Source organism: Caballeronia fortuita (assembly GCF_001544835.2).
GTDB lineage: Bacteria > Pseudomonadota > Gammaproteobacteria > Burkholderiales > Burkholderiaceae > Caballeronia > Caballeronia fortuita.
In genome coordinates, this window is the sequence record NZ_FCNX02000005.1 from 320,033 (window position 1) to 346,576 (window position 26,544).

Sequence of the window (26,544 nt, forward strand, 5' to 3'; positions counted from 1 at the left end):
CGGCGCGCCGGCCTTGCCGCACAGATCCCCAGATCGGTGCGGCACTAGCGGCCGGCGCTGATTGCGTCGCGCGAATCGGCAGAACCGAACTGCAAAGATGTTGCAGTTCCGCGAGGGCCACGTCCGCATGATGCGCTGATAGACTGGCCATCGTGAAGCGAAGAGCCGCTCCAGCGAAATTCCGACAGAAAACGTCTCCGCACGCCTGGCGTCGCCGATAGGCGAACGCAAATCGCCTCACCTCATGCTCCGATCAATCAAGGTCTTCGAAATTTGATGAAAATCGCCACCTGGAACGTCAATTCCCTCAAAGTCCGCCAGCAGCACGTCATCGACTGGCTCGCTCTCTCGGGCATCGACGTGCTGTGCCTTCAGGAACTCAAGCTTCCCGACGAGAAATTCCCGCGCGCCGAACTCGAAGCCGCGGGCTACAAGAGCTGGTTCGCCGGGCAGAAGACGTATAACGGCGTCGGCATTCTGGTGCGTGCCGATGCGGGCTTCGAAGTCGATGAAATCAGCGTCGTGCGCAACATCCCCGGTTTCGAGGACTTGCAGCAACGCGTGATCGCCGCGACGATCGACGGCGTGCGCATCATCTCCGCCTACTTCCCGAACGGACAGGCGCCCGGCTCCGAGAAGTTCGCCTACAAGATGCGCTGGCTCGACGCGCTCCGTGTGTGGCTGCGCGAGGACATGGCGCGTCATCCGCAGCTCGCGCTGCTGGGCGACTACAACATCGCGCCGGAAGATCGCGACGTGCACGATCCGAAAGCCTGGGAAGGACAGAACCTCGTATCGCCCGAAGAACGCGCGCACTTCGCCCAACTCGTCGAACTCGGATTGACCGATGCCTTCCGCAAGTTCGAGCAGCCCGAGAAGCTCTTCACGTGGTGGGATTACCGGATGATGGCGTTTCGCCGCAACGCGGGGCTGCGCATCGACCACATTTTGTTATCGAAGGAGCTGGCGGCGCGCTGCACCTCATGCGAAGTCGACAAGGTGCCGCGCAAGTGGGACCAGCCGTCGGATCACGCGCCCGTGATCGCGACGATCGGCTGATTCCGTTGAAACGCGATCACGCGTCGAGATGCAGTTCCTGAATTTTTCGCGTGATCGTATTGCGGCCGATACCCAGGCGCTCCGCCGCTTCCACCTTCCGGCCGCGCGTGAAATCGAGCGCCTCGCGAATCACCGCGGCTTCGAAACGGCGCGCGAGTTCGTCCATCACATCGGCCGAATTCTCGCGTAGCAGACGCGCCACTTCCGTGCGCAAGCCGTTCTCCCACACGCCCGCCGGCGCTGCCGCAATCGGCGCGGACGCTGCGCCGTTCACCGCGCTCGGAACCGGCGCGACCGCGCCATCCGTCGATACGGCGAGACTCTCCGCGCTCACCTCCTGACGCGCCGTGAGATCGGGCGGCAGATCCTTCTGCTCGATGACTTGCGCGGGCGCCATCACCGTGAGCCAGTTGCACAAGTTCTCCAACTGACGCACGTTGCCGGGAAACGGCAGCGACGCAAGGTACGCGAGCGCATCGTCGGACACGCGCTTGGGCTCGACGCCCAGATCGCGCGCGCTCTTTTGCAGGAAGTGCCGCGTGAGCAGCGGAATGTCCTCGCTGCGTTCGCGCAACGCCGGCAGACGCAGGCGAATCACATTCAGCCGGTGATACAAGTCCTCGCGGAACAAGCCTTGCCGCACGCGCGATTCGAGATTCTGATGCGTTGCCGCGATCACGCGGACATTGGCCTTCAACGGATTGTGCCCGCCCACGCGATAGAACTGCCCGTCCGACAGCACACGCAGCAGGCGTGTCTGGAGATCGAACGGCATGTCGCCGATTTCATCGAGAAAGAGCGTGCCGTTCTCCGCCTGCTCGAAGCGGCCCTGACGCATCGCCTGCGCGCCCGTGAACGCGCCACGCTCGTGTCCGAACAGTTCGGACTCCAGCAGATCCTTCGGAATTGCCGCAGTATTGAGCGCGATGAACGGTCCGTTCGCGCGTGGGCTATGTCGGTGCAAGGCGCGCGCGACAAGCTCCTTTCCGGTGCCTGATTCGCCCGTGATGAGCACGGTCGCCGCCGAATGCGACAAGCGGCCGATCGCGCGAAACATGTCCTGCATCGCGGGCGCCTGGCCGAGCATCTCGGGCGTCTCGGTCACGCGTTCGTCGTAGGCCGCTTCGCCGCGCATGCTCTCGTCGACGGCGCGGCGGATCAGCTCGACCGCCTTGTCGACATCGAACGGCTTCGCGAGGTATTCGAACGCGCCGCCCTGAAACGCGGCCACGGCGCTGTCCAGATCCGAGAACGCCGTCATGATGATGACCGGCAAGCCCGGCAAGCGGTCGCGCACCGTCTGCAGCAATTCGAGCCCGGAGCCGCCCGGCATGCGGATGTCGGAGACGAGCACTTGCGGGCTCTCTCCTTCGAGCGCGGCGAGCGCATCGCGCACGCCGGAGAAACTGCGCGTCGTGAAGTTTTCTCGTGCGAGCGCCTTTTCCAGCACCCAGCGGATGGATTGGTCGTCGTCTACTATCCAGATCGGCTTCATATCGTTCGGCGAGAAGTCTTCGTATGGTTCGGTGTGAGCCCGTCGAAACGGTCAGGCGTCAAAGCAGGATGCACTAAGTTCCTTGGCGTGAAGTCGCTGGTCAACTCTCGAACGGCAACAGGATGGCAAATTCGGTGCAGCCGGGCCGGCTCTCCACTTCGATCAAGCCATCGTGCTGATGCACGAACGATTGCGCGAGCGTGAGACCGAGACCGCTGCCGTCTTCCCTGCCCGATACGAGCGGAAAGAAGATCCGGTCGCGGATTTCGCTGGGGATGCCGGGACCGTTGTCAGTGATATGCAAGTCCAGTGCCAGTTTGTGCAGCTTCTTGCCGATCGTCACCTTGCGCGCGATGCGCGTGCGCAGCTCGATCTTCGCATCGCCTTGTGAAATGCGTTCCCTCAGCGCCTCCGCCGCGTTGCGCACGACGTTGAGCAACGCCTGAATCAGTTGCTCCTTGTCGCCGCGCAAGTCGGGCACGCTCACGTCGTAGTCGCGCTCGATCGTGAGGCCGCGCGGAAACTCCGCGAGAATCACCGCGCGCACGCGCTCGCAGACTTCGTGGATGTTCACATCGCCGACGATATGCGGATGCCGGTGCGGCTCCAGCAAGCGATCGACGAGCGTCTGCAACCGGTCCGATTCCTTGATGATGACCTGCGTGTATTCGCGCAGCTCGTCGCGTTCGCGCGCGCCGAGTTCGAATTCAAGCAACTGCGCCGCGCCGCGGATGCCGCCGAGCGGATTCTTGATCTCGTGCGCGAGATTGCGGATCAGCTGCTTGTTCACCGCGGTGAGATCGTGGATGCGCTCCTCGCGATCCGTGCGCAAGTGACGTTCGTTCTCGAAGAGTTCGAGCAGCACGTAATCGGGCGCGGCTTCGAGATAGCCGACGATCGCATGCACGTGCACCGGCTCGCGATTCTGCCGGTCGAGCACCGCGTCGAGCCGCGTCGCGTTGAAGCGGTTTTCCGCGATCGATGCGATCGTGGCCGCGAGTTCGTCCGCGTTCGCGAAAAGCTCCGGCCAGTTCGTCTGCGTCAACTGCTTGCGCGACATCTCGAGCATGGCTTCGGCCGAAGGGTTCGCATACGCGATGCGAAGGTTGCGCATATCCAGGACGAGCACGTTCGTGGGCAGCGCTTCGAAGCCCGGCAGCAGACCGCTTGCCGCCAGTTGGGAGTCGTCGGAGAGCGCATCGGCGTGGCCTTTGCGTGCCTTGATCAGATTCTTTAGCACCATCGTGCAGTCATTGAGGTCGTTCGTGACACCGATCTTCTTCTGGTTTCATGACACTCAGCAGCGATTAAAAAAGGGACGGCGCGCCGTCCCTTTTGTTCACTGCATGACATGCGTCGCGCGTCTCATCGAACTGCATCGGATAAAACGCGTGTGCGACATGCGGCTTACAGCGAGTAGTACATCTCGAACTCGATCGGATGCACCGCCTGACGATAACGCTGCAACTCGTTCGTCTTCAGTTCGATGTACGCGTCGAGCATCGAATCCGTGAACACGCCGCCGCGCGTCAGGAACTCGCGATCCGCGTCGAGCGCGTCGAGTGCCTGGTCGAGGCCCGCGCATACGGTCGGGATCTTCGCGTCTTCTTCCGGCGGCAGGTCGTACAGATTCTTGTCCGCGGCTTCGCCCGGATGAATCTTGTTCTGCACGCCGTCGAGACCCGCCATCATCAGCGCGGAGAAGCACAGGTACGGGTTCGCGAGCGGATCCGGGAAGCGCGTTTCGATACGGCGGCCCTTCGGATTCGAGACGTGCGGAATGCGGATCGATGCCGAACGGTTGCGAGCCGAGTAAGCCAGCTTCACCGGCGCTTCGAAGTGCGGCACGAGGCGCTTGTACGAGTTCGTACCCGGATTCGTGATCGCGTTCAGCGCGCGTGCATGCTTGATGATGCCGCCGATGTAGAACAGCGCGAATTCCGACAGACCCGCGTAGCCGTTGCCCGCGAACAGGTTCTGACCGTCCTTCCAGATCGACTGGTGAACGTGCATGCCCGAACCGTTGTCGCCGACGACCGGCTTCGGCATGAACGTCGCCGTCTTGCCGTACGTGTGCGCCACGTTATGGATGATGTACTTCATCTGCTGCAGCCAGTCCGCGCGCTGAACCAGCGTCGAGAACTTGGTGCCGATTTCGTTCTGGCCCTGGCCCGCCACTTCGTGGTGGTGCACTTCGACCGGAATGCCGATCTGTTCGAGCAGCAGACACATTTCCGAGCGGATGTCCTGGAACGTGTCGACCGGTGCGACCGGGAAGTAGCCGCCCTTCGTGCCCGGACGATGGCCGGTGTTGCCGCCTTCGAATTCCTTCGCCGACGACCACGGTGCTTCTTCCGAGCCGATCTTCACGAACGTGCCCGACTGGTCCGTGTTCCACTGTACCGAGTCGAAAATGAAGAATTCCGGCTCCGGACCGAAGTAGGCGGTGTCGCCCAGGCCCGAGCTCTTGAGATAGGCTTCCGCGCGCTTCGCAAGCGAACGCGGATCGCGCTCGTAGCCCTTGCCGTCTGCCGGCTCGACCACGTCGCAGGAAAGAACGAGCGTCGACTCTTCGAAGAACGGGTCGATGAAGGCGGTGTTCGCGTCCGGCACGAGCAGCATGTCCGACGCCTCGATGCCCTTCCAGCCGGCGATGGACGAACCGTCGAAAGCGTGGCCGCTTTCAAATTTGTCTTCGTCGAATGCCGAGACCGGCACGGAAACGTGTTGTTCTTTGCCGCGCGTGTCGGTGAAACGGAAGTCGACGAACTTGACGTCCTCGTCCTTGACGAGTTGCATGACGTCGGCCACGGATTTACTCATTACCTATCTCCTGATTAACAAAAGTCGGCGAATCGCTTCGCCGCCCCGACCAATCCTGTGAAATCGATTCAATCGAGGATGGAAAAGCAGCTTCCGTGCCAAGCGCACCATCTTTGCGCTAAGCGTTTGAAGCAGCGCGCGTTTCTAGTGAACGGACACCGCGATGAAAGGCGTCTGACCGTCCTGTGTTCGTCGTTCGAGCACCAGATCGGTGCGCGTGTCTATTTCCAATCTGACTAAAGCACCTTTTGAGTGCGTGACATGGATTCTGCACCAAATCGAGGCGTTGAATACTCGTCCGTTTGGCCGAGGCAGCCGGCTTCGCCCGCCGCGCTAGAATGATTCTTTGCGCTTCAAACGGAGACCGATGCGCCATGAGCACGCTCGAACAGCTTTATAGTCAAGCCGCCAGCCGCGCGGCCCAGAACAATCTCACCTATGCAGGCGCGTTCTCGCCGGCCGAAGCGTTCGAGCTTCTTCAGCTCGATCCGCGCGCCCGCCTGGTCGACGTACGCACGCGCGCGGAGCTCGACTGGGTCGGCCGCCCCGCCGTCGACGGCGCGCAGTATGCGCACATCGAATGGATTCGCTATCCCGGCTCGGTGCCGAACGCCGAGTTTATCGAACAATTGCGACAGGTCGCCACTCCGGATACGCCTGTCGTGTTCCTGTGCCGCAGCGCCGCGCGATCGAAGCTCGCGGCCGTCGCGGCGCAGAAGGCCGGCTATGGGCAGGCGTACGACCTGCTCGAAGGATTCGAAGGCGACAAGGATGGCGAGGGGCATCGGAAAACGGTCGCGGGATGGTGCTTCCGCAAGCTCCCGTGGATCGGCGCGTAGGCGCCCGCTTCAGCCCAGCGCGTCGAGCGACGCCCGCACGCGCCTGACTCGCGCTTCATTCCCGGCGCGAGCCCATTTCCGTCGACGCGCACACCCGAGCCGAAATGCACCGCCCGCGCGCGCGTCGACGCGACGAATGGCGCAACGGCATCGACAGTCAGACCGGCGCCCGCCAGCACCGTGCAGTGCGAGTCCTTCGCCCGCTCCACGAGCTTCGCGATCGTCTTCTCGGCCTCCAGCACCGACGGCTTGCCGCCTGAGGTCAGCACGTTCGTCACGGCGTCGAATTGCAGCAGCGTATCGAACGCGGCGTGCAGGTCGCGTGTGTCGTCGAAGGCGCGGTGGAACGTGAGCGGCAAACCATCCGCCGCATCGATCACGCGCGCGAGCCCGTCCGTGTCGATGTCGCCGTTCGCGGTCAACATGCCCACGACGATCGCGTTCGCCCGCGTCTTCGCGATCGCGCGCACGTCGCGCAGCATGACCGCGTAGTCGTCGGCATCGTAGACGAACGAGCGGCTATGCGGCCGCACGATCACGTTCACCGGAATGTCGACCGCCTCGGTCACCGCCTCGATCAGTCCGATGCTCGGCGTCAGCCCGCCCTCGCCCATCGCGGTGACGAGTTCGAGCCGGTTCGCGCCGCCGCGTTGCGCCGCGCGGGCATCGGCGACGGTCGTCGCGATGACTTCCAGCAGCGTCACTGCACGTCCTCCGGCGGCACTTCCACGACTTCGCCGCCCAGCGCGATCACGCCTTCACGCAACACGTCGAACGCCGCGTTCGCCTTTTCGGGATCGCCCTTCACGCCAAGGTCGATGTGCGCGCGCGCGTAAAGCGCCCCGCGCGCCGCGTCGCCGACGCTCGGCAGGCTGAACGCGCGCACGCCGTCGAAATCGCGCTCGATCGCTACCATCAACGGCGTGATGCGCGATTCCGGCAGGCCGAACACGAGCAGCGACCGCTCGACGTACGGCGTCGCGTGATGCAGATCCGCGTACTTCGTGTCGAGCACCCATTCGATCATCGGCCACGCCATCACCGGAAAGCCCGGCACGAAGTGATGATCGCCGACGGAAAAGCCCGGAATCTTGTTGTAGCTGTTCGGAATGATCTCGGCGCCGCGCGGGAACGTGCCCATGTTCAGCCGATGCAGGTTTTCGGGCGATTCGAGCTCCACGGGCTTGCCCGCCTGAGCCGCCGTGTCGCGGATGCGCGCGCGGATCAGTTCGGCCGCTTCCGGATGCAGCTCGAGCGGCACGCCGAGCGCCTTCGCCGCGCATTGCCGCGTGTGATCGTCGGGCGTTGCGCCGATGCCGCCTGTCGAGAAGACGATATCGCCAGAGGCGAACGTACGCGCGAGCGTCGCGGTGATGCGCGCCGGATCGTCGCCGACGTATTCGGCCCAGTCGAGCGACAGGCCGCGCGCGCCGAGCAGTTCGATGATTTTCGGCAGATGCTTGTCGGTGCGGCGGCCGGACAAGATCTCGTCGCCGATGATGATGACGCCAATGCCCATGAATGCCCCTTCGTCCTTAGAGTGAAACGTCGCGGGTCTCGACGGTGATCGCCGGATATTGCGGCTCGCTCGCGCGCAGACGTTCGAGCGCGTGCAAGCAGTAATGCGCGAACCAGAGCGCCGAAAACACGAGGATGAACGCATACGCCCAGATCGTCACGGCGGCGACCACCGGAAAGAGCGGCAGGAGCCAGACGGACCATGCCCAGAGCATGGTCGGGACGGAACTGAGCAGGCCGCTCACGATGCCGATCGCAAAGAGCGGCCAGCGCGCGTCGCGCACGATCGCGCGGCGCTCCTCGACGCTGGCGTGGACCGCCAGCGCGTCGTAAGTCATCACGCGATACGTGAGCCAGCCCCACAGCAGCGGCGGAATCAGCGCGAAGAACGGCGGAATCAGCCACAAAGGCAGCGTGACGACCAGCAACACGAGACAGACGAGCGTCGTCACGACCGAATGTCCGAGGCTGCCGTACCACGAGCCGCCGCGCCGAGCTTCCAGCGACGCGTAGTGACCTTTCGGCCGGCGCGTGAGCAGCTTGATGACGCCGGGCATCGACAGCGTCGCGATCAGCAGCAGCACCGTCACGACGATCAGCGGCACCGTCATGATCACGACGAGAAACGGCGCAATTACCGCGTGCAGCGACGAAAAGCCGACGGCGTCGAAGAGACGATACATCCACGACGTCAGCGTCCACGCGCTGAGCCAGCTATTGGCCGCGCCGGTGAGCGTCTGCCAGAAGAACCACAGCACCGCGCCCCAAAGGACGGTCGCGACGCCGAACGGCATCAGCGTCAGCCAGAGCATGCGCGGATGAAAGACGTTCGCCGTCGCGCGCACGAACGAACGCAGCAAGTCACTCATGCGTAATTCGAGGAAGAAAGAGGAACCGACAGGATAAACCAGCGCCGCACGCGGGCGCCGGTCTCGTGAGGAAAGCTCAGACGGCCGCCGAGTTGTCCGATGCGGACGCGCCCGCGCGACGGGCGGAAAGACGCGCGGCGATACGCTTGAACGCGAGCCAGTGCTGTTCGAGGAAGCCGTCGCCGTAATGGACGGGCGTCACACCCGGCGCGCCGAGCTGGTCGCGGATTCCGGTCGGCTCGACGGTGCGGTCGAACGAGGCCGAGCGAAAGAGAATGTCCCAGAACGAGAACAGCACGCCGAAGTTGCAGCCATACGTCGTGCCTTCGTGGCCGAAGCCGATCGCGTGATGACGCCGATGAAACGCCGGACTCACGACGATGCGCTCGCCGAGCCAGCCGAAGTGCATGCGGATGTTCGCATGCTGCACGCTCTGCATGAAATTGGTGATGGCGACGAGCACGACGAATTGCGACGGCTCCACGCCGATCACGAGCGCGACGCACGCGAAAAAGCTCGCCTGGAGAACGTCGTCGAGCAGATGGTTACGGTCGTCCGTCCAGAGCGACATTTTCTGCTGGCTGTGATGCACGGCATGCAGTTCCCACCAGATGCCGAAGCGATGCTCCAGCCGGTGATACCAGTAGCCCGCCAGGTCGAGAATCAGCAGGTAGATGACGAACGTGACGAGCGGCTGCGTCGTCACGCCGGGCCACAGGTTGTCGATCTCGAGATTCGGCACGTTATGCAGGCGCAGCCAGCTTTGCATCGAGTCGAAAAGCGGCTGGAACGTGAAGAAGAAAAACAGATTGAGGATGCCGAGCTTGACGATCCACGTGTAAAGAACGTCCACGCGCACGCCCTTGCGGTCCTTCCACGTCTCCGCCGGCCGGAACGCTTCGAGCGGACGCAGGATCGCGTACATCGCAAGCACTTCCAGCACGCCGACGATGACCCAGTAGAGCGCGTCGTACGTGTCCTCGTCGTAGTCCATCATGCCGATCTTGAACAGCACCGGCTGCACGACGTCGACATAGAGCAGCGTCTGCAGCCAGGACACGAGACCGTCGAGCGACGAAAGAATCGAATGAAACATGGTGCTCCGTGGTGCTTGGGGCCGTTCGGGTCCGGCCGTACCTCAATCGTAGTACAGGGCGCGAATACGCGCCCCGTCTGCTTACGCCCCGTTCGGCGCCGTCACCGGCGCGCGATTGAAGAAGTAGATGCCGTGCGGCGAGCGGCCGACCTTGATGGTTTCGATCAGCTTACGGTTCGCCAGGTCGATCACGCCGACGTGCTTCGCGAAGCGGAACGTAACCCACAGATACTTCTTGTCGGCGGAAAGTTCCATGTCGTCGGGGCCGGGCAAAAGGCCGGTGATGTCGCCGACGTTCGTCAGCGAATCCTCGTCGATGATGCTGATCGTGTTCGCCACGCGGTTCGACACGAGCACGTGCTTGCCGTCGACCATCGAGCGGAAGTTGTGCGCGCCCTTGCCCGTCGTGATGGTCTTCACGATCTTCTGGTTGCGCCAGTCGACGACCGCCACGTAATCCGCGCCCGTCATGCCGACGAGCAGATATTTGTCGCCCGGCGTGAGCCACACGCCCGCCGGCACCTTGCCGACCTTCATCTTCCATTTCACGGTCTGCGTCGGCAGGTCGATGGCGGCGATTTCGCCCGACACCTGCAGCGAAATGAACGCGGTCGAGCTGTCGTTGGTGAACGCGATGTGGCTCGGCATCGTCGCGAGCGGCAGGCGCTTCGCGACGGAAAGATTCTTGCCGTCGAAATGATAGATGTCGAGGCGGTCGAGCCGCAGGCCGGTGGACACGAACCACTTCTTGTCCGGCGAAAAGCCGATCTGATACGGATCCTCGATGTCCTGCACCCAGCGCTGGAACGCGCCGGTTTTCGGATCGACGAACATCAGATTGTTCGACACCGAATTCGCGACGATCAGCGACGATGCGTCCGGCGTTGGCATCAGATGGTGCGGTTCCTTGCCGGTCGGCACGGTGCCGACGACCTGGCGCGTGTTTTCGTCGATGAGGCTCAGCGTGGCTTCCGCCGAGTTGAGCACGATGACATTGTTGGCGAATGCCGCGGTGGCAACCAGAGCAGCGCCGGTTGCGATGGCCGCGCGCGTGGCGATCGCACGCAAACGGCCGGAACGGAAAATATTGCGCATGAAGATTAGGCTTCGGAGGGCAGGCGTCATTGTAGAACGTTTGCTTCGCCCGGCGGGTTGACGGGCTGCGGCTTTTTGCGCAATACGCTGATTCAGCGCACGCTTTCAGCGAAAACTTACCGCTGCATCGATTCCCAGACCTTGTGGAGACGTTTGACCGAGACCGGCATCGGCGTGCGCAGTTCCTGCGCGAAAAGCGACACGCGCAACTCCTCGAGCAGCCAGCGATACTCGGTCAAACGCGCATCCGCAACGCCGCCGCGCTGCGACAGCGCGCGCTGATATTGCATCGCGAGCGGCTGCAGGTCGGTAAAGAGACGCGCGTCGCGGGCCGGATCGGCCTTGAGCTTGTCGATTCGCAGGCCGATTCCCTTCAGATAGCGCGGGAAATGCGCGAGCTGCGCATACGGCGTGTCGATGACGAAGCGCTTGCCGATCAGCCCGCTCAGTTGCGCCTGCATGTCCGCATACGCCGCCCCGAACGGTTTCGCCTGCGCCAGCTTTTTGACGAGCGCCGCATATTCCGCGAGGATCGTGCCGACGAGCCGCGCGATTTCATTCGCAAGCAGCGTGAGGCGCCCTTTTGCGGCGTCGCGGCGGGCGTGGAAGCTCGCGTCGTCGTCGGGAAGCGGGTCTTGCAGGCACGCGCGATCCAGCGCCGTTTCGACGATCTGATCGCGCAGCTCGTCGGCCGTGCCGAGCGCCATGAACTGCATCGACATCTCGCGCAAGCCCGGCAGGTTCTTCTCCAGATAGCGGATCGGCTCGCGCAGCTGCAGCGCGAACAGCCGCCGCAGCCCCGCGCGATGGATGCGCGCGGCTTCCTCGGGCGAATCGAACACTTCGACGTCGCAATGCGTGCCCCGATCGACGAGCGCCGGATAACCGAACAGCGTCTGTCCGCGCCGGCGGATTTCGAGCAGCTCGGGCAGCTTGCCGAAGTTCCAGGTCGTCAGGTTTTCGTAGAGCGCGGTGCCAACGCCCGTCGCCTGCTGCGCGGGCGGCGACGATTCGGATTCGCCGGAAAGCGCATCGAAGGCCGCCGCCGATGTCAGTTTCTGAAACTGCTGCTGCGCCTGCCCGCCGAGCTCCGCGCGCAACTGCGCGAGATTGCGGCCCATCGCGAGCTGGCGGCCGTGCTCGTCGATCACCTTGAAGTTCATGAAGAGGTGCGCGGGCAGCGTTTCGAGCTTGAAATCCGCGCCTTTCACGGCGACTTGCGTCTCTTCGCGGATATCGGCGATGAGCGAATCGACGAGCGCGCCCGCACCGAACTTCGGCCCGGTGTGACGCCCGGCAAAACCCGCCGCGTATTCCGGCAGCGGCACGACATGACGGCGCAGCTTCTGCGGCAGCGATTTGAGCAGCAGTTGCGCCTTCTCCTTCATCATCCCCGGCACGAGCCATTCGACACGGCGCGCATCGACCTGATTCAGGCCATAGAGCGGCACTTGCAGCGTCACGCCGTCGCGCGGCGAACCCGGCTCGAAGTGATACGTGAGCGACATCTCGATGCCGGACATCGTCATGCGCTTCGGGAAGAGGTCGGTCGTGACGCCGGCGGCTTCATGGCGCATCAGGTCGTCGCGCGAGAGGAACAGCAGCTTGTCGTTGCCCGCTTTCTTCTGCTCTTCGCGATACCAGCGTTCGAACGCCGCGCCCGTCCACATGTTCTCGGGAATCAGCGCATCGTAGAAGCCGTAGATCAGTTCGTCGTCGACGAGCACGTCCTGGCGGCGGGACTTATGCTCCAGTTGCTCGATATCCGCGACGAGCTTGCGGTTGTGCGCAAAAAACGGCAGGCGCGTGTCGAATTCGCCTTCGACGAGCGCGCCGCGTATGAACAGCTCGCGCGCGTATTTCGGATCCTGCTTGCCGTAGCTCACGCGGCGGCGCGCGTAGACGGTCAGACCGTACAGCGTCGCGCGCTCGAAGGCGACGACCTGCGCGGCCTTCTTCTCCCAATGCGCATCCGAGAGCGAAGTCTTCAGCAGATGCGCGCCGACCGTCTCCAGCCATTCCGGCTCGATTTTCGCGATCGTGCGCGCATAAAGACGGCTCGTCTCGACGAGTTCGCCCGCCATCACCCAGCGCCCCGCCTTCTTCAGCAGCGCCGAACCCGGCCACAGATGGAACTTGATGCCGCGCGCGCCGAGATAATGCGGCTCGTCGTCGGCCTTCATTCCGACGTTGCCGAGCAAACCCGTCAACAGCGACAGATGCACCTGCTCGAACGTCGCCTCTGTCTCGTTAAGCCGCCAGCCGTGCTCGCGCACGACCGTCAGCAATTGCGAGTGCACGTCGCGCCATTCGCGCAAACGCAGGTGCGACAGGAAGTTCGCGCGGCACGCGTCGGCGAGCTGCTTGTTCGATTTCTTGTGCGCGACGGCGTCCTCGAACCACTTCCAGATGCGCGTCCATTGCAGGAATTCCGAGCGCTCGTCGACGAATTGCCGATGCGCCTGATCCGCCTGCTGCTGCGCCTCGATCGGCCGGTCGCGCGGGTCCTGCACCGACACCGCCGACGCGATGATCAGCACTTCGGTCAGCGCGTGATGATCGCGCGCGGCGAGGATCATGCGGCCGACGCGCGGATCGAGCGGCAGGCGCGCGAGTTCGCGGCCGAGCGGCGTGAGCGCGTTGTCGTCGTCGACGGCGCCGAGTTCGTTCAGCAACTGATAGCCGTCCGCGATCGCGCGGCCCGGCGGCGGCTCGATAAACGGAAACGTTTCGATCGCCGTCAGATGCAGCGACTTCATGCGCAGAATCACCGCCGCGAGCGAGGAGAGCAGAATCTCCGGATCGGTGAAACGCGGCCGGGACTGGAAATCGGCTTCGTCGTAGAGACGGATGCACACGCCGTCCGCGACGCGCCCGCAGCGCCCCGCGCGCTGATTCGCCGCCGCCTGGGACACCGGCTCGATCTGCAACTGCTCGACCTTGTTGCGATACGAATAGCGCTTCACGCGCGCGCTGCCCGTATCGACGACATAGCGGATGCCCGGCACCGTCAGCGACGTTTCCGCGACGTTGGTCGCGAGCACGATGCGCCGCGCGTTCGACGGCTTGAACACGCGCTCCTGCTCCTGCGCCGAAAGACGCGCGAAGAGCGGCAAGATTTCCGTGTGCGGCGGATGATGCTTTCTGAGCGCTTCGGCCGCGTCGCGGATTTCGCGCTCGCCGGGCAGGAACACGAGGACATCGCCGGGACCGACGCGGCACAGTTCGTCGACGGCATCGACGATGCCTTCCATCAGATCGCGGTCCGTCTTGCGGTCGTTGCGCTTCGGCGCGGTGCCTTGCGCGTTTTTGATCGCCTCGCTCTCTTCCTCGATCGGGCGATAACGGATCTCGACTGGATACAGCCGTCCGCTCACTTCGATCACCGGCGCGGGTTTGTCGTCGCTGCCGAAATGGCGCGCGAAACGGTCGGCGTCGATGGTCGCGGACGTGACGATCAGCTTCAGATCGGGGCGCTTCGGCAGGATCTCCTTCAGATAGCCGAGCAGAAAGTCGATGTTGAGGCTGCGTTCGTGCGCCTCGTCGATGATGATCGTGTCGTACGCCTTCAGCAGCGGATCGGTCTGCGTTTCCGCGAGCAGAATGCCGTCGGTCATGAGCTTGACGGACGCGCCCGGCGCGAGATTGTCCGTGAAGCGCACCTTGTAGCCGACGACTTCGCCGAACGGCGTGCCGAGTTCCTCCGCGATGCGTCTGCCGGTCGCCGACGCCGCGATGCGCCGCGGCTGCGTATGCCCGATCAGGCCGCTTCCGCCCGCGCCGAGCCCGCGTCCGAGCGCGAGGCAGATTTTCGGCAACTGCGTCGTCTTGCCCGAGCCGGTTTCGCCGCTCACGATCACGACCTGATTCGATGCGATGGCGCGCGCAATCTCCTCGCGCCGGCCGGAGACGGGCAACGCTTCGGGGAAGGTGATCGGGGGTACGGGGTTCGGCGTGATGGCGCGCGGGGGGCGTGGCGGGCGCGGTTCGCGTGTTCCGCTCGTTTCGGATGGGCGTTCTGCGCGTCGAGCGGCTTGCGGCGCTTCGCGTGATCCGCGTGATCCGCGTGATCCGCGTGATCCGCGTGATTCGCGTGATTCGCGTGATTCGCGTGATTCGCGTGATTCGCGTGATTCGCGTGATTCGCGTGATTCGCGTGGCGTACGTGCTTCGTGCGTGACGCCCGCGTCGGCCGGTTGCTCGCCGCGTCGCGGGGAGCGTGACGCTTCGCGGCCCTCACGCGGCTCCTGCGGCTTGCGCGCTTCGCGCGTTCCGCTTACGTCAGCCGGGCGCGCGCCGGGTCGCGCGGATTGCGGCTCTTCCCTCGATTCGCGCGGCTCGCGTGGCGGGCGAGGTTGGAGCGTGACGTTCGCGTTGGCCGGGCGCTCGCCATGTCGCGCGGAGTGCGGCGCGTCGCGGGATTCGCGCGGCTCGCGTGGCGGGCGCGGTGCACGCGTTCCGCCTGCATCGACTGAGCGCTCGCCGTGTCGCGGGGAATGCGGCGCTTCCCGTGATTCACGCGGCTCGCGCGCTTTAACGCCCGGCGCGCGACCCGGCCCCTCATCACCCAATGCGTCATCGCGTTTCGGTCGTGCCTGCGGCGCGCGCTGCGCCGGAGGGCGCGGATTTTGAGCCGCTTGCGCTGCTTCACGCGGCGGCTGCGCGACAGCCTGGGCTTTCGCGGGCCGCTCGTTCGTCTGCACGGCCTTCGGCGCCCCTTCGGACTTTTCCGGTTGCGTCGCGGCTGCGACCGCCGCTGTTCCGCCCGCGAATCGCCGCGCGGCGAGTTCCTTCTTGCTTAACCCCGCCGCTTCGTCCGACCCGGACGCACCCGCACCCGCCCGCGCCTCGCGCAGCAGATTTTCGCGCAGTTGTCGCAACTGCTCCTGAGTATCGGGGGTTGTATCGGCGGACTGGGACTTGCCCGCCTGATCGGGACGTGAGGGACGGGAAACATTCGGCATAGCGTCGCATTATAATCCCGGGATGAATTCCCAAACCGACCTCACGATGACCGCGACGCCGCTGGCAGCCGAGCCCGAAGCGCCGAATCCTCACGCCCAGTTCGTCGACTGGATGCGCTCCGTTGCGCCGTATATTCACGCGTTTCGAAACAAGACGTTCGTCGTCGCGTTCGGCGGGGAACTCGTGCAGGAAGGACGCCTGAACGCGCTCGTGCAGGATGTCGGTCTGCTGCACGCAATGGGCATCCACGTCGTGCTCGTGCACGGCTCGCGTCCGCAGCTCGACGAGCAACTGAGCCTGCACGGCGTCGAATCGTCGTTTTCGCATGGTCTGCGCATCACGGATGCCCGCGCGCTCGAATCCGCGAAAGAGGCCGCCGGCGAAGTGCGCCTCGATATCGAGGCCGCGATCAGCCAGGGCTTGCCCAATACGCCGATGGCGCACGCGCACATCAGCGTCGTGTCGGGCAACTTCGTGACGGCGCGGCCGGTCGGCATTCTGGACGGCGTCGATTTTCAGCACACGGGCGTCGTGCGCAAGATCGACGGCGACTCCATCCGCCAGTCGCTCGCGTCGAACAAGCTCGTGCTGCTGTCCTCGCTCGGCTTTTCGCCGACGGGGGAAGCGTTCAATCTGTCGATGGAAGACGTCGCGTCCGCCGCCGCCATCGCGCTGCGCGCCGACAAGATCATCTTCGTGACCGAAATTCCGGGCCTCGTCGACACAGAAAGCGAACTGATCCGCGAACTGTCGCTCGACGACGCCTACCGCCTGCAGGAAAGCGGCGAATTGCAGGGCGACACGGCGTTCTACCTGAAACACACGGTGCGCGCGTGCCGCGGCGGCGTCGCTCGCGGCCACATCATTCCGTATTCGCTCGATGGCAGCGTGCTGCTCGAACTGTTCCTGCACGACGGCGTCGGCACGATGATCTCGTATGAGAACCTCGAAAGCCTGCGCGAGGCGACGCCGGACGATGTCGGCGGCATTCTCACGCTGATCGAGCCGCTCGAAACCGACGGCACGCTCGTTCGGCGCGGACGTCATCAGATCGAGCGCGACATCGACCATTTCTCGGTCATCGAGCACGATGGCGTGCTCTTCGGCTGCGCGGCGCTCTATCCGTACACGCAGGAGCGCATCGGCGAGATGGCGTGCCTGACCGTCGCGCCGGAAGCGCAAGGTTCGGGCGACGGCGAGCGCCTGCTGAAACGCATCGAGCAGCGCGCCCGCGCGCGCGGCCTCACGCGCATCTTCGTGCTGACGACGCGCACCGAGCACTGGTTCCTGAAGCGCGGCTTCGTGAAGGTCACGGTGGACGATCTGCCGGAAGATCGCCGGCGTCTCTACAACTGGCAGCGAAAGTCGCTCGTTTTGATGAAACAGCTTTGAACACGATTTGAGGAGCGCGAATTGCGCTTCGCCCCCGATACAGAGGAGAAACTCACAATGGCCCGAATGGTTCAATGCGCGAAGCTCGGCAAGGAAGCCGAGGGACTGGATTTCCCGCCGCTGCCGGGCGAACTCGGCAAGCGCATCTATGAAACGGTGTCGAAGGAAGCCTGGCAAGGCTGGCTCAAGCAGCAGACGATGCTCATCAACGAGAATCGCCTGAACATGGCCGATCCGCGCGCGCGCCAGTACCTCATCAAGCAGACCGAGAAGTATTTCTTCGGCGAAGGCGCCGATACGGCTTCGGGCTACGTGCCACCGCAAAGCTGAAGTCACACGCGGATTGCACTGCGAAGAACCGGCCCGCGGCCGGTTTTTTAATGCACGCGCCGGCCGGAAATGGTCCGGCTGGTACACGGCGCAAACAGGCGTAATCCCATGTCCGGTAAGGGATCGGGCGATCCGGACAAGCTGCGGTTAAGTAAGCAGTTTGCACATCGTCTGTCATCGTGTTATTATCTTGCTCGTTACAACAGCAATTCACCATCATTTACGCGAAGTTCTTTCCGAATGCAACATTCGGGGGCTGCGCGGTAGTGACAGTTTTCATACAAAGAGGCGCGTCGGTTTTCTAGCTGGTTCTACCAGACTCACGCCGGCCTTTTTCGTCTCAAGTTGTTTTTTCGCCGACGTCGCGGCCCACCCGCGGCAACTCAGCCATTCAGCGCTGCGTTCGCCGTCCGCACGTCAAACTCGTTTGTTTCATCCCGAGTGCAATTTCGCGACCCACCCGCGCGAGGCACCGGCACCGCGTTTCTTTTCGCTTTTCAGCGTCGGCCAATCGGCACGAGGCTGAGGGAAGCCTTTGCTTTCGTCTTCAAGCGTTCGCGGAGCCGTCACGAAACTGCACTGTTCAGGCAATTCGCGTCCGTCCTCCGCGGCGACGCACCCGGCGTTCCTTTCGAGCGTCCGGGATCGAATACGGAGCTTTTAGAACTATGTCTTCTCTTCACGAGGGCCTTTGGCGCACACGCGATTCATCCAGTCAGAAGTCCGATCTCACGCTCGACGACATCACGGTCGTCGATCAATCTCTGCTCAAGCGCGCAGTCGGCGCGATGGCCATCGGTAATGCGATGGAATGGTTCGACTTCGGCGTGTACAGCTACATCGCCGTGACGCTCGGTAAGGTGTTCTTCCCGTCGTCCAGCCCTGCCGCGCAGTTGCTCGCGACCTTCGGCACGTTCGCGGCCGCGTTTCTCGTGCGTCCGATCGGCGGCATGGTGTTCGGCCCGCTCGGCGACCGCATCGGCCGCAAGCGCGTGCTCGCGATGACGATGATCATGATGGCCGTCGGCACGTTCTGTATCGGCATCATTCCGAGCTACGAGTCGATCGGCGTGATGGCGCCGGTGCTGCTGCTCGTCGCGCGTCTCGTGCAGGGCTTTTCCACGGGCGGCGAGTATGGCGGCGCGGCGACCTTCATCGCGGAATTCTCGCCGGACAAGAAGCGCGGCTTCATGTCGAGCTTTCTCGAATTCGGCACGCTCGTCGGCTATGTGCTCGGCGCGGGCGTGGTCGCGGTGCTGACGGCGGCGATGTCGGAGAAAGACCTGCTTTCCTGGGGCTGGCGTATTCCGTTCATGATCGCGGGCCCGCTCGGTCTGATCGGTCTGTACATCCGGATGAAGCTCGAGGAAACGCCTGCGTTTCAGCGTGAAGCCGAGAAGGCCGAAGCCGTCTCGCACGAAACGACCAAGGCGCAGTTCCGCGAGACGCTGCTGCAGCAATGGAAGCCGCTCTTGCAATGCGTGGGCCTCGTGCTGATTTTCAACGTGACCGACTACATGGCCCTGTCGTATCTGCCGAGCTATCTGTCGGCGACGCTCAAGTTCAACGAGACGCATGGCCTCTTCATCGTGCTCGTCGTGATGGTGCTGATGATGCCGCTCACGCTCTTCGCCGGCCGTCTGTCGGACACGATCGGCCGCAAGCCGGTGATGCTCGCGGGTTGCGTCGGTCTGCTGGTGCTGTCGATTCCCGCGCTTTCGCTGATCCGCATGGGCACGGTGCCGTCGATTTTCGCGGGCATGATGATCCTCGGCGCGCTGCTTTCGACGTTCACGGGCGTGATGCCGTCTTCGCTGCCGGCCCTCTTCCCGACGAAGATCCGTTACGGCGCGCTGGCGATCGGCTTCAACGTGTCGGTGTCGCTCTTCGGCGGCACGACGCCGCTCGTCACGGCATGGCTCGTCGACAAGACCGGCAATCTGATGATGCCCGCCTACTATCTGATGGGCGCGTCGCTGATCGGCATCGTATCGGTGCTGGCGCTGCACGAGACGGCGAAGAAGCCGCTGAAGGGCTCGCCGCCGGCTGTGGCGTCGAATGCGGAAGCGCATGCGATCCTGCGGGGCCATCGCGAAGCCGCCGAGATGGACGATACCTTCCCGGAAGGCACGGTGCGCGCGTAAGCGTTCGGCCTTTTGATGCCGAGGCCGGTGCGAAAGCGCCGGCCTTTTTTACGTGATGAGCTGCACGATGCGCGCTTGCGGCCTGCGGTCGACGATATCGAGCAGCGCGAGCGAGATCGGCAATCTGAAGCGGCGCGGCCCCGCGCTGCCGGGATTCACGAAGAGCACATTCTTTCGATACTCGATGAGCGGCTTGTGCGAATGACCGGTCACGACGACGTCGATGCCGTCGAGCTGCTCCGGCACATCGGCGATATCGTGGACGACGTGAATCGTCGCGCCGTTCAGTTCGACGCGTGCGTGTTCGGGCAAGCGCGCGACCTCATCGGCGATATCGTTGTTGCCGCGCACGGCGGTGAGCGGCGCAACGGACGCGAGTGTTGTGAGGACGTCGTTCCGGCAGATATCGCCCGCGTGGACGATGTGCGCGCAGCCGCGCAGTGCATCGAGCGCTTCGGGGCGCACGAGGTTGTGGGTATCGGAGATGATGCCGATGCGCATCACGCTTTCCTTGCGGCGACAGGCGTCGCGTCGTAACACAGGTGATCGCTTCGGTCGATGCTGCAGCGGGTGAAGCCGAGCCGGGTCTTGCTCATGATGTCCTCGCGGTACACGCGGATTTGGCACGATGGCGCGCAATGGTAGAATCGCGTCCGCCCTGCCGGGGTGATGAAATTGGTAAACATAGCGGACTTAAAATCCGCCGCCTCACGGCTTGCCGGTTCGAGTCCGGTCCCCGGCACCAGGTCCGAGATGAGTGCACACATCATCGCGCTGCGGATCGAGGGTGCGAGCAGGACACCGAATGTGTCGATCGTCCCGGAACCTTGAGCCCGTCACACCTCAAACCGCATTCAACAACCGCTCCGCGTCCCTCACCGCATCGAACAGCGCCTCGATCGCCGTATCGCGTTCCAGCAGGCATACATGCTCGATTTCGAACGGCAGCGCATCCACGCCGACGAAGCGCACCGTTCCGCCGAAGCAGTCGCGCGCCTTGCCGGTCTTCACCGAAGCGATGTAGTTCGGCGTGATGTAAAGGGCAACGGGCGTCATGGCGGTCTCGGCATTGTCCGGTCGATGCACCCAGTCTAGCCAGGCCTGACCGTACACGACACCCGCCCTACGCGGGGAACGCATCCCCTCTTGCGGCCCCGCCCGTCAGACGGCGTGCCCGAGCACGCGCGCCACGTAATGCCGTCCCCACGCCTCGCCGTGCGCGATCGCCTCGGCGACGGTTTCAAACGGGCCGTGGTCGCCCGTCATCTCGCTGGAGTCGTCGGCGAGCGCCGATCCGTGCACCGGCTTACGGTCGAGCCGCGTCACACGCACGCGGACCGCGTATCCATCGGACGGCGCGGCGTCGGCATCGACGCCGACATCGGCTTCGAGCGGCTTTGGCACGACCTTCAGCGCAAGCAGGTAATCGCCTACTTCGATGTCCTTCTCCATGGCGGTCGTCTCCGTCGATGAGGCACGCGCGAATCGAATGACAGTGCCGATTGTGCTACCGCATCGCCGGACAAAACAAGCCGCCCGCGCGCCACGATGCACTACAGTGTGATGCGTTGCGGCACGCGTGTTATAAAGCTCGCCCTGATCATCATCACGCTCCTCTACAGGATTCATCGATGAACCCTCGCCTCCCTCTGTTGCTCGCCGTGCTCACCGCCGCGCTCGCCGGCTGCACGTCGTACTACAAGAACGTCGATGCGTGCAAGGACAAGGCGCGCGCCGAGTATCCCGACGCCGCCCGCGCGCCCCTCAAAATCACGGGTTCCGGCGCGAGTTATCATGGCTCGCGAGTGGTCGTGCACGGCACGATCCAGAATCCGCCGACGGCAAACGGCGCGAAGCCTGCGACGGCAACGACGCCCGCCGCCGCCGAATGCACCTTCAGCGAAACGTCGATGACCGGCTTCCAGTGGCTCGTCCCCGCGCAGCTCGCGCCGAAGCCGCGGGCCGCCGCCTCCGACGACTAGGCGCAAACCATCCGCGACGAGGAGATTCACGCGCATGTTGCTCGCCCAGATCAGCGATCTGCACGTCACCGCGCCGGGCACGCTCGCTTACGGCCGCGTCGATACGGCCGCGTACCTCGCCCGTGCGATCGGCGTGCTTAACGCGCTCGTTCCCCGCCCCGACGCCGTGCTCGTAACCGGCGATCTTGTCGATGCGGGCGGCATCGACGAATACCGGCATCTGCGCACGCTGCTCGATACGCTCGCGATGCCGTGGCGCGTGATCGCCGGCAATCACGACGACCGCGCGAATCTGCGCACCGTGTTCGGCGATCGTCCCGAACTCGCGGGCCACGACGGCTTTCTGCAATACGCGTTCGATACAGGCGATGTCCGCGTGATCGCGCTCGATACGCTCGATCCCGGCTTCGGCGCGGGCCGTCTCTGCGCGACCCGGCTCGACTGGCTCGAAGCGCAACTCGCCGCGAGCCGTGACCGGCCCGTGATGATAGCGATGCATCATCCGCCGATCGCGTGCGGGATCGGCTTCATGGACGACATCCGCCTCGCGCCCGGCGACAGCCGCGCGCTCGACGCGCTCGTGCGGGCGCATCCGAATGTCGAACGTATCGTATGTGGTCACGTGCATCGTGCGATCAGCGCGCGCTTCGGCGGCACGATCGTATGGTGCGCGCCGTCGACGGCGCATCAGGTCGCGCTGCAACTGAATCCGGGCGGGCCGGAAGCGTTCGTCATGGAACCGCCCGCGTTCGGGCTGCATCTGTGGCGCGCCGGTCTCGGGCTGGTGACGCATTGCATGAGCGTCGAACAGGGCGGCGGACCGCAGCCTTTTTAGGATCGGCTTTCGTTGCGCTCGCGTGCGTAGTCGTGGAGCGCGTCGAGCACGCGATCGAATTCGAGCGATTTATCGAAGAAATGGCGCACGCCGTATTGCAGGCAACGCTCGCGATAGGTCGGCAGCGCGTGATTGGTGAGCACCGCGACGAACGCGCCCGGTGAGCGCGCGGCGCCGCACTCCTTGAGCCACGCAAGCACATCGATGCCCGAGCCGCGCTTCAGTTGCAGATCGACGATCACCGCATCGAAAGACTGCGACGATAACAGCGCGATGGCCTCCTCCGGCGCATCGGCGAACGCGCTCACGCGCCACGGTCCGAGCGCCTCGATCGCCTCGGTCAGGCTGCGGCGAATCAGCGGCGAATCCTCGATCAGCAGCACCGCGAGCGATGCGCGCGGTGCGCTTTTTCGATCATCGGTGACGTTGTGATGGCCCACGTCGGGCAACCTCCGGAAGTGCTGCGCGCCGCTATTCGATCAGGCCGTTCTTGATCGCGTAATACGTGAGATCGGCGTTATTGGCGAGCCGCATCTTCTCGAGCACGCGCGCGCGATACGTGCTCACCGTCTTCACAGACAAATGCAGCTCCTGCGCGATCTCCGTCGGAATCTGGCCGCCCGCGAGCTTGCAGAAGATCTGGAATTCGCGCTCCGACAACAGCTCGTGCGGCCGTTCGGCGGCGGGCTTCTCGAGCTTGTCGGCGAGCGCATCGGCAATGAACTCCGACAGATAGCGATGCCCGCGTGCCACCGTGCGTATCGCGCGCACGATTTCATCGGGTGCGGCGTCCTTGTTCAGATAGCCGTTCGCGCCCGCTTTGAGCAGGTTGATCGCGTACTGGCTCTCCGGAAAACCCGACAGCATCAGCACGCCCTGCTCCGGCCGGATCTGCTTGACCACGCGCAAGGTGTCGATGCCGTTCTTGTCGGGCATCGCGATGTCGAGCAGCACGACATCGAACGCCTGCGCGCGCACGAGCGCGATGGCTTCGTCGCCGGTCGCGGCTTCGGCGGCGACTTCCATGTCGGGCTCGTCGGCGACGAACTGCCGGAACCCGCTGCGTACGATGGCGTGGTCGTCGGCTATCAGGACTCGGATCATTCGCGTCGTCCGCACGGCCGGCGGCTCTTGTAGTAGTTGGTCGGCCATTCTATGTGATACGCCGGGCGCGCGGCGCGTGCCCGGCGCGCCGTCCTTAGCCGTTGCGGCCTTCCAGCAGGTCCGCCATGTCGTCGGCGTGCTCTTCCTCGACGGCCAGAATTTCCTCGAAGATGCGGCGCGTCGTGACGTCCTTGTCGCCGAGATAGCGGATGATCTCACGATACGTATCGATGGCGATACGCTCGGCGATCAGGTTCTCGCGGATCATGTCGATCAGATCCTTGCCTTCGCTGTACTGCGAATGCGAGCGCGACGCGAGGCCGTCCGGCGCGAAGTTCGGCGCGCCGCCGAGTTGCACGATGCGCTCGGCGAGCGTATCGGCGTGCTGCTGTTCCTCGGTCGCGTGCTCGAGAAACTCTTGCGCGACGGCTTCCGAGTGGATGCCCTTCGCCATGAAATAGTGGCGCTTGTAGCGCAGCGTGCAGACGATCTCCGTGGCGAGCGAGTCGTTGAGCAGCTTCAGCACGGTCTCGCGATCGGCGCCGTAGCCGGTCGTCACCGCGCCGTCGTCCATATGCTGACGCGCGTCGGCGCGAATCTTCTCGACATCGAGAACGAAAGCATCCGTGGATTGACCCGGCGCAGACTTTACAGCAGACGAATTGGACATTTGGTTCGCTCCTCTGTGATGAGTGGGATGACGTTTCGCTGGTGCTGGCGCTCGCGGCTCGCGGCGGCATAGAGCGCTGCTATCCATTCAGAAAGCTCGATGCATGTAGCATGCCTGACCCGCCAAAAAAATCGCGCGCCGGTCGTAAAACCCGCGCGCGGCTTGCTGGCTCGTGGTCTGCGGCGGCCGGCCGTTAAGTTCGGAACACACCGAGCAGCAAGGTGACCACGAACGCGACGAGGAAAATAAAGAAAAGAATCTTCGCGATTTCCGCCGCGCCAGCCGCGATACCCGTGAAGCCGAACACGGCCGCGATGATGGCGATGACGAAGAAGACAGCAGCGTAATGAAGCATGTGACCTCCTTCCTATGTAGTTGAAGATGTTTCGTCGATGCGCGCGGGCGTCGCTAATCGATCGCTTTCTTCGTGACGACGAAGCCGAGCACGAGAAACACGACGCACAGGATCAGGAACAGCACGAACAGGAATTTGGCGATGGCGGCCGCGCCGGCGGCGACGCCGGTAAAGCCCAGCACGCCTGCGATCACGGCCACGATCGCGAAAAACAGTGCCCACTTCAGCATGATCGTTCCCCGTATGAGTGGATGACGGAACCATCGTAGCGATGCACTCGCCGGCGCGCATTCGGGCTGGCTCCTTTTTTGCTGTGGGAATCCACCGACACTCGCTTTCAGAACGGCTGCTCGAAGTGAAACGCCGCACGACCGACACCATGAGCCACGTACCGCCCGCCGCGATACCGACGATCCTGCCCGAGGACGTGCCGCCCTTCGCGGACGAATCGCCGCCGCCGCGCGCGCCCGAAGGCATCGCGCGCCGCGCGACGCGCCTGAACGAATGGATGCGCCGCTATAGCTGGGCGGTCGCGATGACGGTCGCCATCGTCATTACCGTGGGCGGGCTCATCATCCTGGAATCGGGGCGGATGCGGATCGCATCGGAGTACGAGGTCGCGCTCGATGCGAAAGGCGCGACCGCGCAACTTTCGCTGCTCGCCGCCGACATCGCCACGCTCACCGCCGACGAACGCGGCTTCGCGCTGAAGGCGGACGGCGCATATCGCGCGCATTTCAGGGAGACGGCCGAGCGGGTGCGGCGCACGCTGGCATCGCTGGATGGATATTACCGGCGCATCGGCGACGACACCGCGCTCGCGAGCTTCGCGCAGATCCGCGCCGCCGCCGACGATGAGATCGCGCAAGGCGCCGTGCGTCTCACCGATCCGCCCGCCGACGCCGCCGCGCGCGCGAGCGCTCTCGCGCTGCCGCCGCCCGATGCGGGCGCGACGCTCGACGCGGCGCTGTCGCTCCTGCGCCTGAACGAAGAACAGCGCGCGCAGCACGCGCTCGATGCGAGCCGCGCCGATCAGCGTATTTCGACGCTGTGCGTCGGCGCCTTGTGCGCGCTCAACATCGTGTTGTTCATCCTGCTCTTTCGCAATCTCGGCATTCAACTCGACAAGCAGGCGCGCGTGCAGAAAGCCCTCATCACGCAGCAGGAAGAACTGGATCAACTGGTGTTCGCGCGCACGCGTCAGCTCGAAGCGCTCGCGTGGCACTTGCAATCGGTCAGCGAGAACGAGAAGACAGAGCTTGCGCGCGAACTTCACGACGAGCTCGGATCGATCCTTACGGCGAGCAAGATGGATGTCGCGTGGGTGCGCGGCAAACTGAAGGACACCGAACCCGCGATGGCCGAGAAACTCGCGCGCGCGCTCGGCAATCTCGATCAGGGCATCGCGCTCAAGCGCCGCATCATCGAAGACATGCGCCCGACGGTGCTCGCCAATTTCGGTCTCGTCACGGCGCTGCGCTCGCTTGCCGAGGAAGCTGCGCAGCGCAACGGCTGGAGCGTCGAGTTCGATCTGCCGGGCGAGGACATGAAGCTCGGCGAGGCGATCGAAATCGCACTGTTCCGCGTCGCGCAGGAGACGCTCACGAATGCGGCGAAGTATGCGCACGCGAGGCGCATCCGCGTGGCGCTCACGGTCGATGAAGAGAACGTGTCGCTCTCGATCACCGACGACGGCATCGGCATCCGGCCGCAGGATCTGAAACGCACGCAGACGCACGGGCTCGTCGGCATGCGGCAGCGCGTGTCGGCGCGCGGCGGACGCTTCGAGATCGAGCGCGCATCGCCGCGCGGCACGGCGATCAGCGTATCGATGCCGCGCGAGCGCAGCGGCGATACGCGTATCGGTGAGCGCATCGCGTAGGACGGCGCCGACACGACTTGCAGAGGCCACCGACACGAAAATCGCAGGCGTGCCTACAGTTTCCGGCGCGCGTGTTTTTTATGATTGATCG

At 64.1% G+C, this 26,544-nt stretch carries 26 protein-coding genes, 1 tRNA gene and 1 pseudogene; 10 read left to right on the forward strand and 18 right to left on the reverse strand.

Features of this window, described 5'->3' with window-relative positions; genetic code table 11:
* Positions 1-276 precede the first annotated feature (276 nt).
* On the forward strand, positions 277-1,059 hold the full coding sequence (xth, locus tag AWB77_RS12520; protein WP_061134738.1) for an exodeoxyribonuclease III: 783 nt from the start codon (positions 277-279) through the stop codon (positions 1,057-1,059).
* Positions 1,060-1,075: 16 nt separating this feature from the next.
* On the opposite strand, the gene ntrC is transcribed toward xth, so the two are convergent.
* The 3 genes from ntrC to glnA form a co-directional block, all read right to left on the reverse strand.
* A complete protein-coding gene (gene ntrC, locus AWB77_RS12525; protein WP_061134739.1) occupies positions 1,076-2,554 on the reverse strand; it encodes a nitrogen regulation protein NR(I) in 1,479 nt (492 codons plus the stop codon).
* A 100-nt stretch (positions 2,555-2,654) separates the two neighbouring features.
* Positions 2,655-3,797, reverse strand: a complete 1,143-nt coding sequence (gene glnL / locus AWB77_RS12530) for a nitrogen regulation protein NR(II) (protein WP_061134740.1) — start codon at positions 3,795-3,797, stop codon at positions 2,655-2,657.
* Between the two features lie 164 nt (positions 3,798-3,961).
* Complete coding sequence (glnA, locus tag AWB77_RS12535) at positions 3,962-5,377, reverse strand: type I glutamate--ammonia ligase (protein WP_061134741.1); 1,416 nt, start codon at positions 5,375-5,377, stop codon at positions 3,962-3,964.
* Positions 5,378-5,751: 374 nt separating this feature from the next.
* Between glnA and AWB77_RS12540 the strand changes: the two genes are divergently transcribed.
* Positions 5,752-6,216 carry a rhodanese-like domain-containing protein gene (locus tag AWB77_RS12540; protein ID WP_061134742.1) on the forward strand — a complete coding sequence of 155 codons (465 nt, stop codon included), beginning with the start codon at positions 5,752-5,754 and terminating at the stop codon, positions 6,214-6,216.
* Positions 6,217-6,225: 9 nt separating this feature from the next.
* Here AWB77_RS12540 and AWB77_RS12545 read toward each other — a convergent pair.
* From AWB77_RS12545 to hrpA, 6 genes and pseudogenes are all read right to left on the reverse strand, one after another.
* Positions 6,226-6,920 (reverse strand): annotated as a pseudogene (locus AWB77_RS12545) (copper homeostasis protein CutC).
* Complete coding sequence (locus AWB77_RS12550; RefSeq protein WP_061134743.1) at positions 6,917-7,735, reverse strand: competence/damage-inducible protein A; 819 nt, start codon at positions 7,733-7,735, stop codon at positions 6,917-6,919. Before AWB77_RS12550 ends, AWB77_RS12545 begins: the two are co-directional and overlap by 4 nt.
* A gap of 16 nt (positions 7,736-7,751) precedes the next feature.
* On the reverse strand, positions 7,752-8,603 hold the full coding sequence (locus AWB77_RS12555) for an EI24 domain-containing protein (protein WP_061134744.1): 852 nt from the start codon (positions 8,601-8,603) through the stop codon (positions 7,752-7,754).
* Positions 8,604-8,679: 76 nt separating this feature from the next.
* Positions 8,680-9,699, reverse strand: a complete 1,020-nt coding sequence (locus tag AWB77_RS12560) for a sterol desaturase family protein (protein WP_061134745.1) — start codon at positions 9,697-9,699, stop codon at positions 8,680-8,682.
* A gap of 81 nt (positions 9,700-9,780) precedes the next feature.
* The gene (locus tag AWB77_RS12565) at positions 9,781-10,794 is read right to left on the reverse strand and encodes a YVTN family beta-propeller repeat protein (protein WP_061134746.1); all 1,014 of its coding nucleotides are present in this window, start codon (positions 10,792-10,794) and stop codon (positions 9,781-9,783) included.
* Between the two features lie 116 nt (positions 10,795-10,910).
* On the reverse strand, positions 10,911-14,711 hold the full coding sequence (gene hrpA, locus AWB77_RS12570; RefSeq protein ID WP_096031120.1) for an ATP-dependent RNA helicase HrpA: 3,801 nt from the start codon (positions 14,709-14,711) through the stop codon (positions 10,911-10,913).
* Between the two features lie 74 nt (positions 14,712-14,785).
* On the opposite strand from hrpA, the gene AWB77_RS35765 reads away from it, so the two are divergent.
* Positions 14,786-14,974 carry a hypothetical protein gene (locus tag AWB77_RS35765; RefSeq protein WP_157694803.1) on the forward strand — a complete coding sequence of 63 codons (189 nt, stop codon included), beginning with the start codon at positions 14,786-14,788 and terminating at the stop codon, positions 14,972-14,974.
* A 96-nt stretch (positions 14,975-15,070) separates the two neighbouring features.
* Here AWB77_RS35765 and AWB77_RS35770 read toward each other — a convergent pair whose 3' ends face one another.
* A complete protein-coding gene (locus AWB77_RS35770; RefSeq protein WP_157694804.1) occupies positions 15,071-15,445 on the reverse strand; it encodes a hypothetical protein in 375 nt (124 codons plus the stop codon).
* A 335-nt stretch (positions 15,446-15,780) separates the two neighbouring features.
* Between AWB77_RS35770 and argA the strand changes: the two genes are divergently transcribed.
* From argA to proP, 3 genes are all read left to right on the forward strand, one after another.
* Entirely contained in the window at positions 15,781-17,151 is a 1,371-nt protein-coding gene (gene argA / locus AWB77_RS12575; protein ID WP_061134748.1) for an amino-acid N-acetyltransferase, read from the forward strand.
* A 57-nt stretch (positions 17,152-17,208) separates the two neighbouring features.
* Complete coding sequence (locus AWB77_RS12580; protein WP_061134749.1) at positions 17,209-17,481, forward strand: oxidative damage protection protein; 273 nt, start codon at positions 17,209-17,211, stop codon at positions 17,479-17,481.
* Between the two features lie 668 nt (positions 17,482-18,149).
* Positions 18,150-19,625, forward strand: coding sequence for a glycine betaine/L-proline transporter ProP (proP, locus tag AWB77_RS12585; RefSeq protein WP_061134750.1), 1,476 nt, complete (start codon positions 18,150-18,152; stop codon positions 19,623-19,625).
* Between the two features lie 48 nt (positions 19,626-19,673).
* Here the strand turns inward: proP and AWB77_RS12590 are convergent, their stop codons facing one another.
* Entirely contained in the window at positions 19,674-20,126 is a 453-nt protein-coding gene (locus AWB77_RS12590; RefSeq protein ID WP_061134751.1) for a metallophosphoesterase family protein, read from the reverse strand.
* A gap of 159 nt (positions 20,127-20,285) precedes the next feature.
* Here AWB77_RS12590 and AWB77_RS12595 point away from each other — a divergent pair.
* A tRNA-Leu gene (locus AWB77_RS12595) sits at positions 20,286-20,370 on the forward strand.
* 98 nt (positions 20,371-20,468) lie between these two features.
* On the opposite strand, the gene AWB77_RS12600 is transcribed toward AWB77_RS12595, so the two are convergent.
* Together AWB77_RS12600 and AWB77_RS12605 are read right to left on the reverse strand one after the other, a co-directional pair.
* Entirely contained in the window at positions 20,469-20,738 is a 270-nt protein-coding gene (locus tag AWB77_RS12600) for a hypothetical protein (RefSeq protein ID WP_244158527.1), read from the reverse strand.
* Between the two features lie 48 nt (positions 20,739-20,786).
* A complete protein-coding gene (locus tag AWB77_RS12605) occupies positions 20,787-21,077 on the reverse strand; it encodes a hypothetical protein (RefSeq protein WP_061134753.1) in 291 nt (96 codons plus the stop codon).
* A gap of 179 nt (positions 21,078-21,256) precedes the next feature.
* Between AWB77_RS12605 and AWB77_RS12610 the strand changes: the two genes are divergently transcribed.
* On the forward strand, positions 21,257-21,607 hold the full coding sequence (locus AWB77_RS12610; protein WP_061134754.1) for a hypothetical protein: 351 nt from the start codon (positions 21,257-21,259) through the stop codon (positions 21,605-21,607).
* A 34-nt stretch (positions 21,608-21,641) separates the two neighbouring features.
* Positions 21,642-22,442 (forward strand): phosphodiesterase, encoded by an 801-nt coding sequence (locus tag AWB77_RS12615; protein ID WP_061134755.1) that lies wholly within the window; start codon positions 21,642-21,644, stop codon positions 22,440-22,442.
* Here the strand turns inward: AWB77_RS12615 and AWB77_RS12620 are convergent.
* The 5 genes from AWB77_RS12620 to AWB77_RS34350 form a co-directional block, all read right to left on the reverse strand.
* The gene (locus AWB77_RS12620; RefSeq protein WP_061134815.1) at positions 22,439-22,882 is read right to left on the reverse strand and encodes a response regulator; all 444 of its coding nucleotides are present in this window, start codon (positions 22,880-22,882) and stop codon (positions 22,439-22,441) included. The two genes, AWB77_RS12615 and AWB77_RS12620, sit on opposite strands and share 4 nt — an antisense overlap.
* A 31-nt stretch (positions 22,883-22,913) precedes the next feature.
* Positions 22,914-23,546, reverse strand: a complete 633-nt coding sequence (locus AWB77_RS12625) for a response regulator (protein WP_061134756.1) — start codon at positions 23,544-23,546, stop codon at positions 22,914-22,916.
* Between the two features lie 94 nt (positions 23,547-23,640).
* Complete coding sequence (locus tag AWB77_RS12630; protein ID WP_061134757.1) at positions 23,641-24,216, reverse strand: ferritin-like domain-containing protein; 576 nt, start codon at positions 24,214-24,216, stop codon at positions 23,641-23,643.
* A gap of 193 nt (positions 24,217-24,409) precedes the next feature.
* Positions 24,410-24,571 carry a DUF1328 domain-containing protein gene (locus tag AWB77_RS34075; RefSeq protein WP_064506477.1) on the reverse strand — a complete coding sequence of 54 codons (162 nt, stop codon included), beginning with the start codon at positions 24,569-24,571 and terminating at the stop codon, positions 24,410-24,412.
* A gap of 53 nt (positions 24,572-24,624) precedes the next feature.
* The gene (locus tag AWB77_RS34350; RefSeq protein ID WP_008350561.1) at positions 24,625-24,801 is read right to left on the reverse strand and encodes a DUF1328 domain-containing protein; all 177 of its coding nucleotides are present in this window, start codon (positions 24,799-24,801) and stop codon (positions 24,625-24,627) included.
* A gap of 149 nt (positions 24,802-24,950) precedes the next feature.
* Between AWB77_RS34350 and AWB77_RS12635 the strand changes: the two genes are divergently transcribed.
* Positions 24,951-26,453 (forward strand): sensor histidine kinase, encoded by a 1,503-nt coding sequence (locus AWB77_RS12635; protein ID WP_061134816.1) that lies wholly within the window; start codon positions 24,951-24,953, stop codon positions 26,451-26,453.
* Positions 26,454-26,544: the final 91 nt, after the last annotated feature.

Bases quoted from the DNA above. Each gene is read 5' to 3' on its own strand.
- xth (WP_061134738.1), top strand. From the start codon at position 277: ATGAAAATCGCCACCTGGAACGTCAATTCCCTCAAAGTCCGCCAGCAG.
- ntrC (WP_061134739.1), bottom strand. From the start codon at position 2,554: ATGAAGCCGATCTGGATAGTAGACGACGACCAATCCATCCGCTGGGTG.
- glnL (WP_061134740.1), bottom strand. From the start codon at position 3,797: ATGGTGCTAAAGAATCTGATCAAGGCACGCAAAGGCCACGCCGATGCG.
- glnA (WP_061134741.1), bottom strand. From the start codon at position 5,377: ATGAGTAAATCCGTGGCCGACGTCATGCAACTCGTCAAGGACGAGGAC.
- AWB77_RS12540 (WP_061134742.1), top strand. From the start codon at position 5,752: ATGAGCACGCTCGAACAGCTTTATAGTCAAGCCGCCAGCCGCGCGGCC.
- AWB77_RS12550 (WP_061134743.1), bottom strand. From the start codon at position 7,735: ATGGGCATTGGCGTCATCATCATCGGCGACGAGATCTTGTCCGGCCGC.
- AWB77_RS12555 (WP_061134744.1), bottom strand. From the start codon at position 8,603: ATGAGTGACTTGCTGCGTTCGTTCGTGCGCGCGACGGCGAACGTCTTT.
- AWB77_RS12560 (WP_061134745.1), bottom strand. From the start codon at position 9,699: ATGTTTCATTCGATTCTTTCGTCGCTCGACGGTCTCGTGTCCTGGCTG.
- AWB77_RS12565 (WP_061134746.1), bottom strand. From the start codon at position 10,794: ATGCGCAATATTTTCCGTTCCGGCCGTTTGCGTGCGATCGCCACGCGC.
- argA (WP_061134748.1), top strand. From the start codon at position 15,781: ATGAATTCCCAAACCGACCTCACGATGACCGCGACGCCGCTGGCAGCC.
- AWB77_RS12580 (WP_061134749.1), top strand. From the start codon at position 17,209: ATGGCCCGAATGGTTCAATGCGCGAAGCTCGGCAAGGAAGCCGAGGGA.
- proP (WP_061134750.1), top strand. From the start codon at position 18,150: ATGTCTTCTCTTCACGAGGGCCTTTGGCGCACACGCGATTCATCCAGT.
- AWB77_RS12590 (WP_061134751.1), bottom strand. From the start codon at position 20,126: ATGCGCATCGGCATCATCTCCGATACCCACAACCTCGTGCGCCCCGAA.
- AWB77_RS12605 (WP_061134753.1), bottom strand. From the start codon at position 21,077: ATGGAGAAGGACATCGAAGTAGGCGATTACCTGCTTGCGCTGAAGGTC.
- AWB77_RS12610 (WP_061134754.1), top strand. From the start codon at position 21,257: ATGAACCCTCGCCTCCCTCTGTTGCTCGCCGTGCTCACCGCCGCGCTC.
- AWB77_RS12615 (WP_061134755.1), top strand. From the start codon at position 21,642: ATGTTGCTCGCCCAGATCAGCGATCTGCACGTCACCGCGCCGGGCACG.
- AWB77_RS12625 (WP_061134756.1), bottom strand. From the start codon at position 23,546: ATGATCCGAGTCCTGATAGCCGACGACCACGCCATCGTACGCAGCGGG.
- AWB77_RS12630 (WP_061134757.1), bottom strand. From the start codon at position 24,216: ATGTCCAATTCGTCTGCTGTAAAGTCTGCGCCGGGTCAATCCACGGAT.
- AWB77_RS34075 (WP_064506477.1), bottom strand. From the start codon at position 24,571: ATGCTTCATTACGCTGCTGTCTTCTTCGTCATCGCCATCATCGCGGCC.
- AWB77_RS34350 (WP_008350561.1), bottom strand. From the start codon at position 24,801: ATGCTGAAGTGGGCACTGTTTTTCGCGATCGTGGCCGTGATCGCAGGC.
- AWB77_RS12635 (WP_061134816.1), top strand. From the start codon at position 24,951: ATGAGCCACGTACCGCCCGCCGCGATACCGACGATCCTGCCCGAGGAC.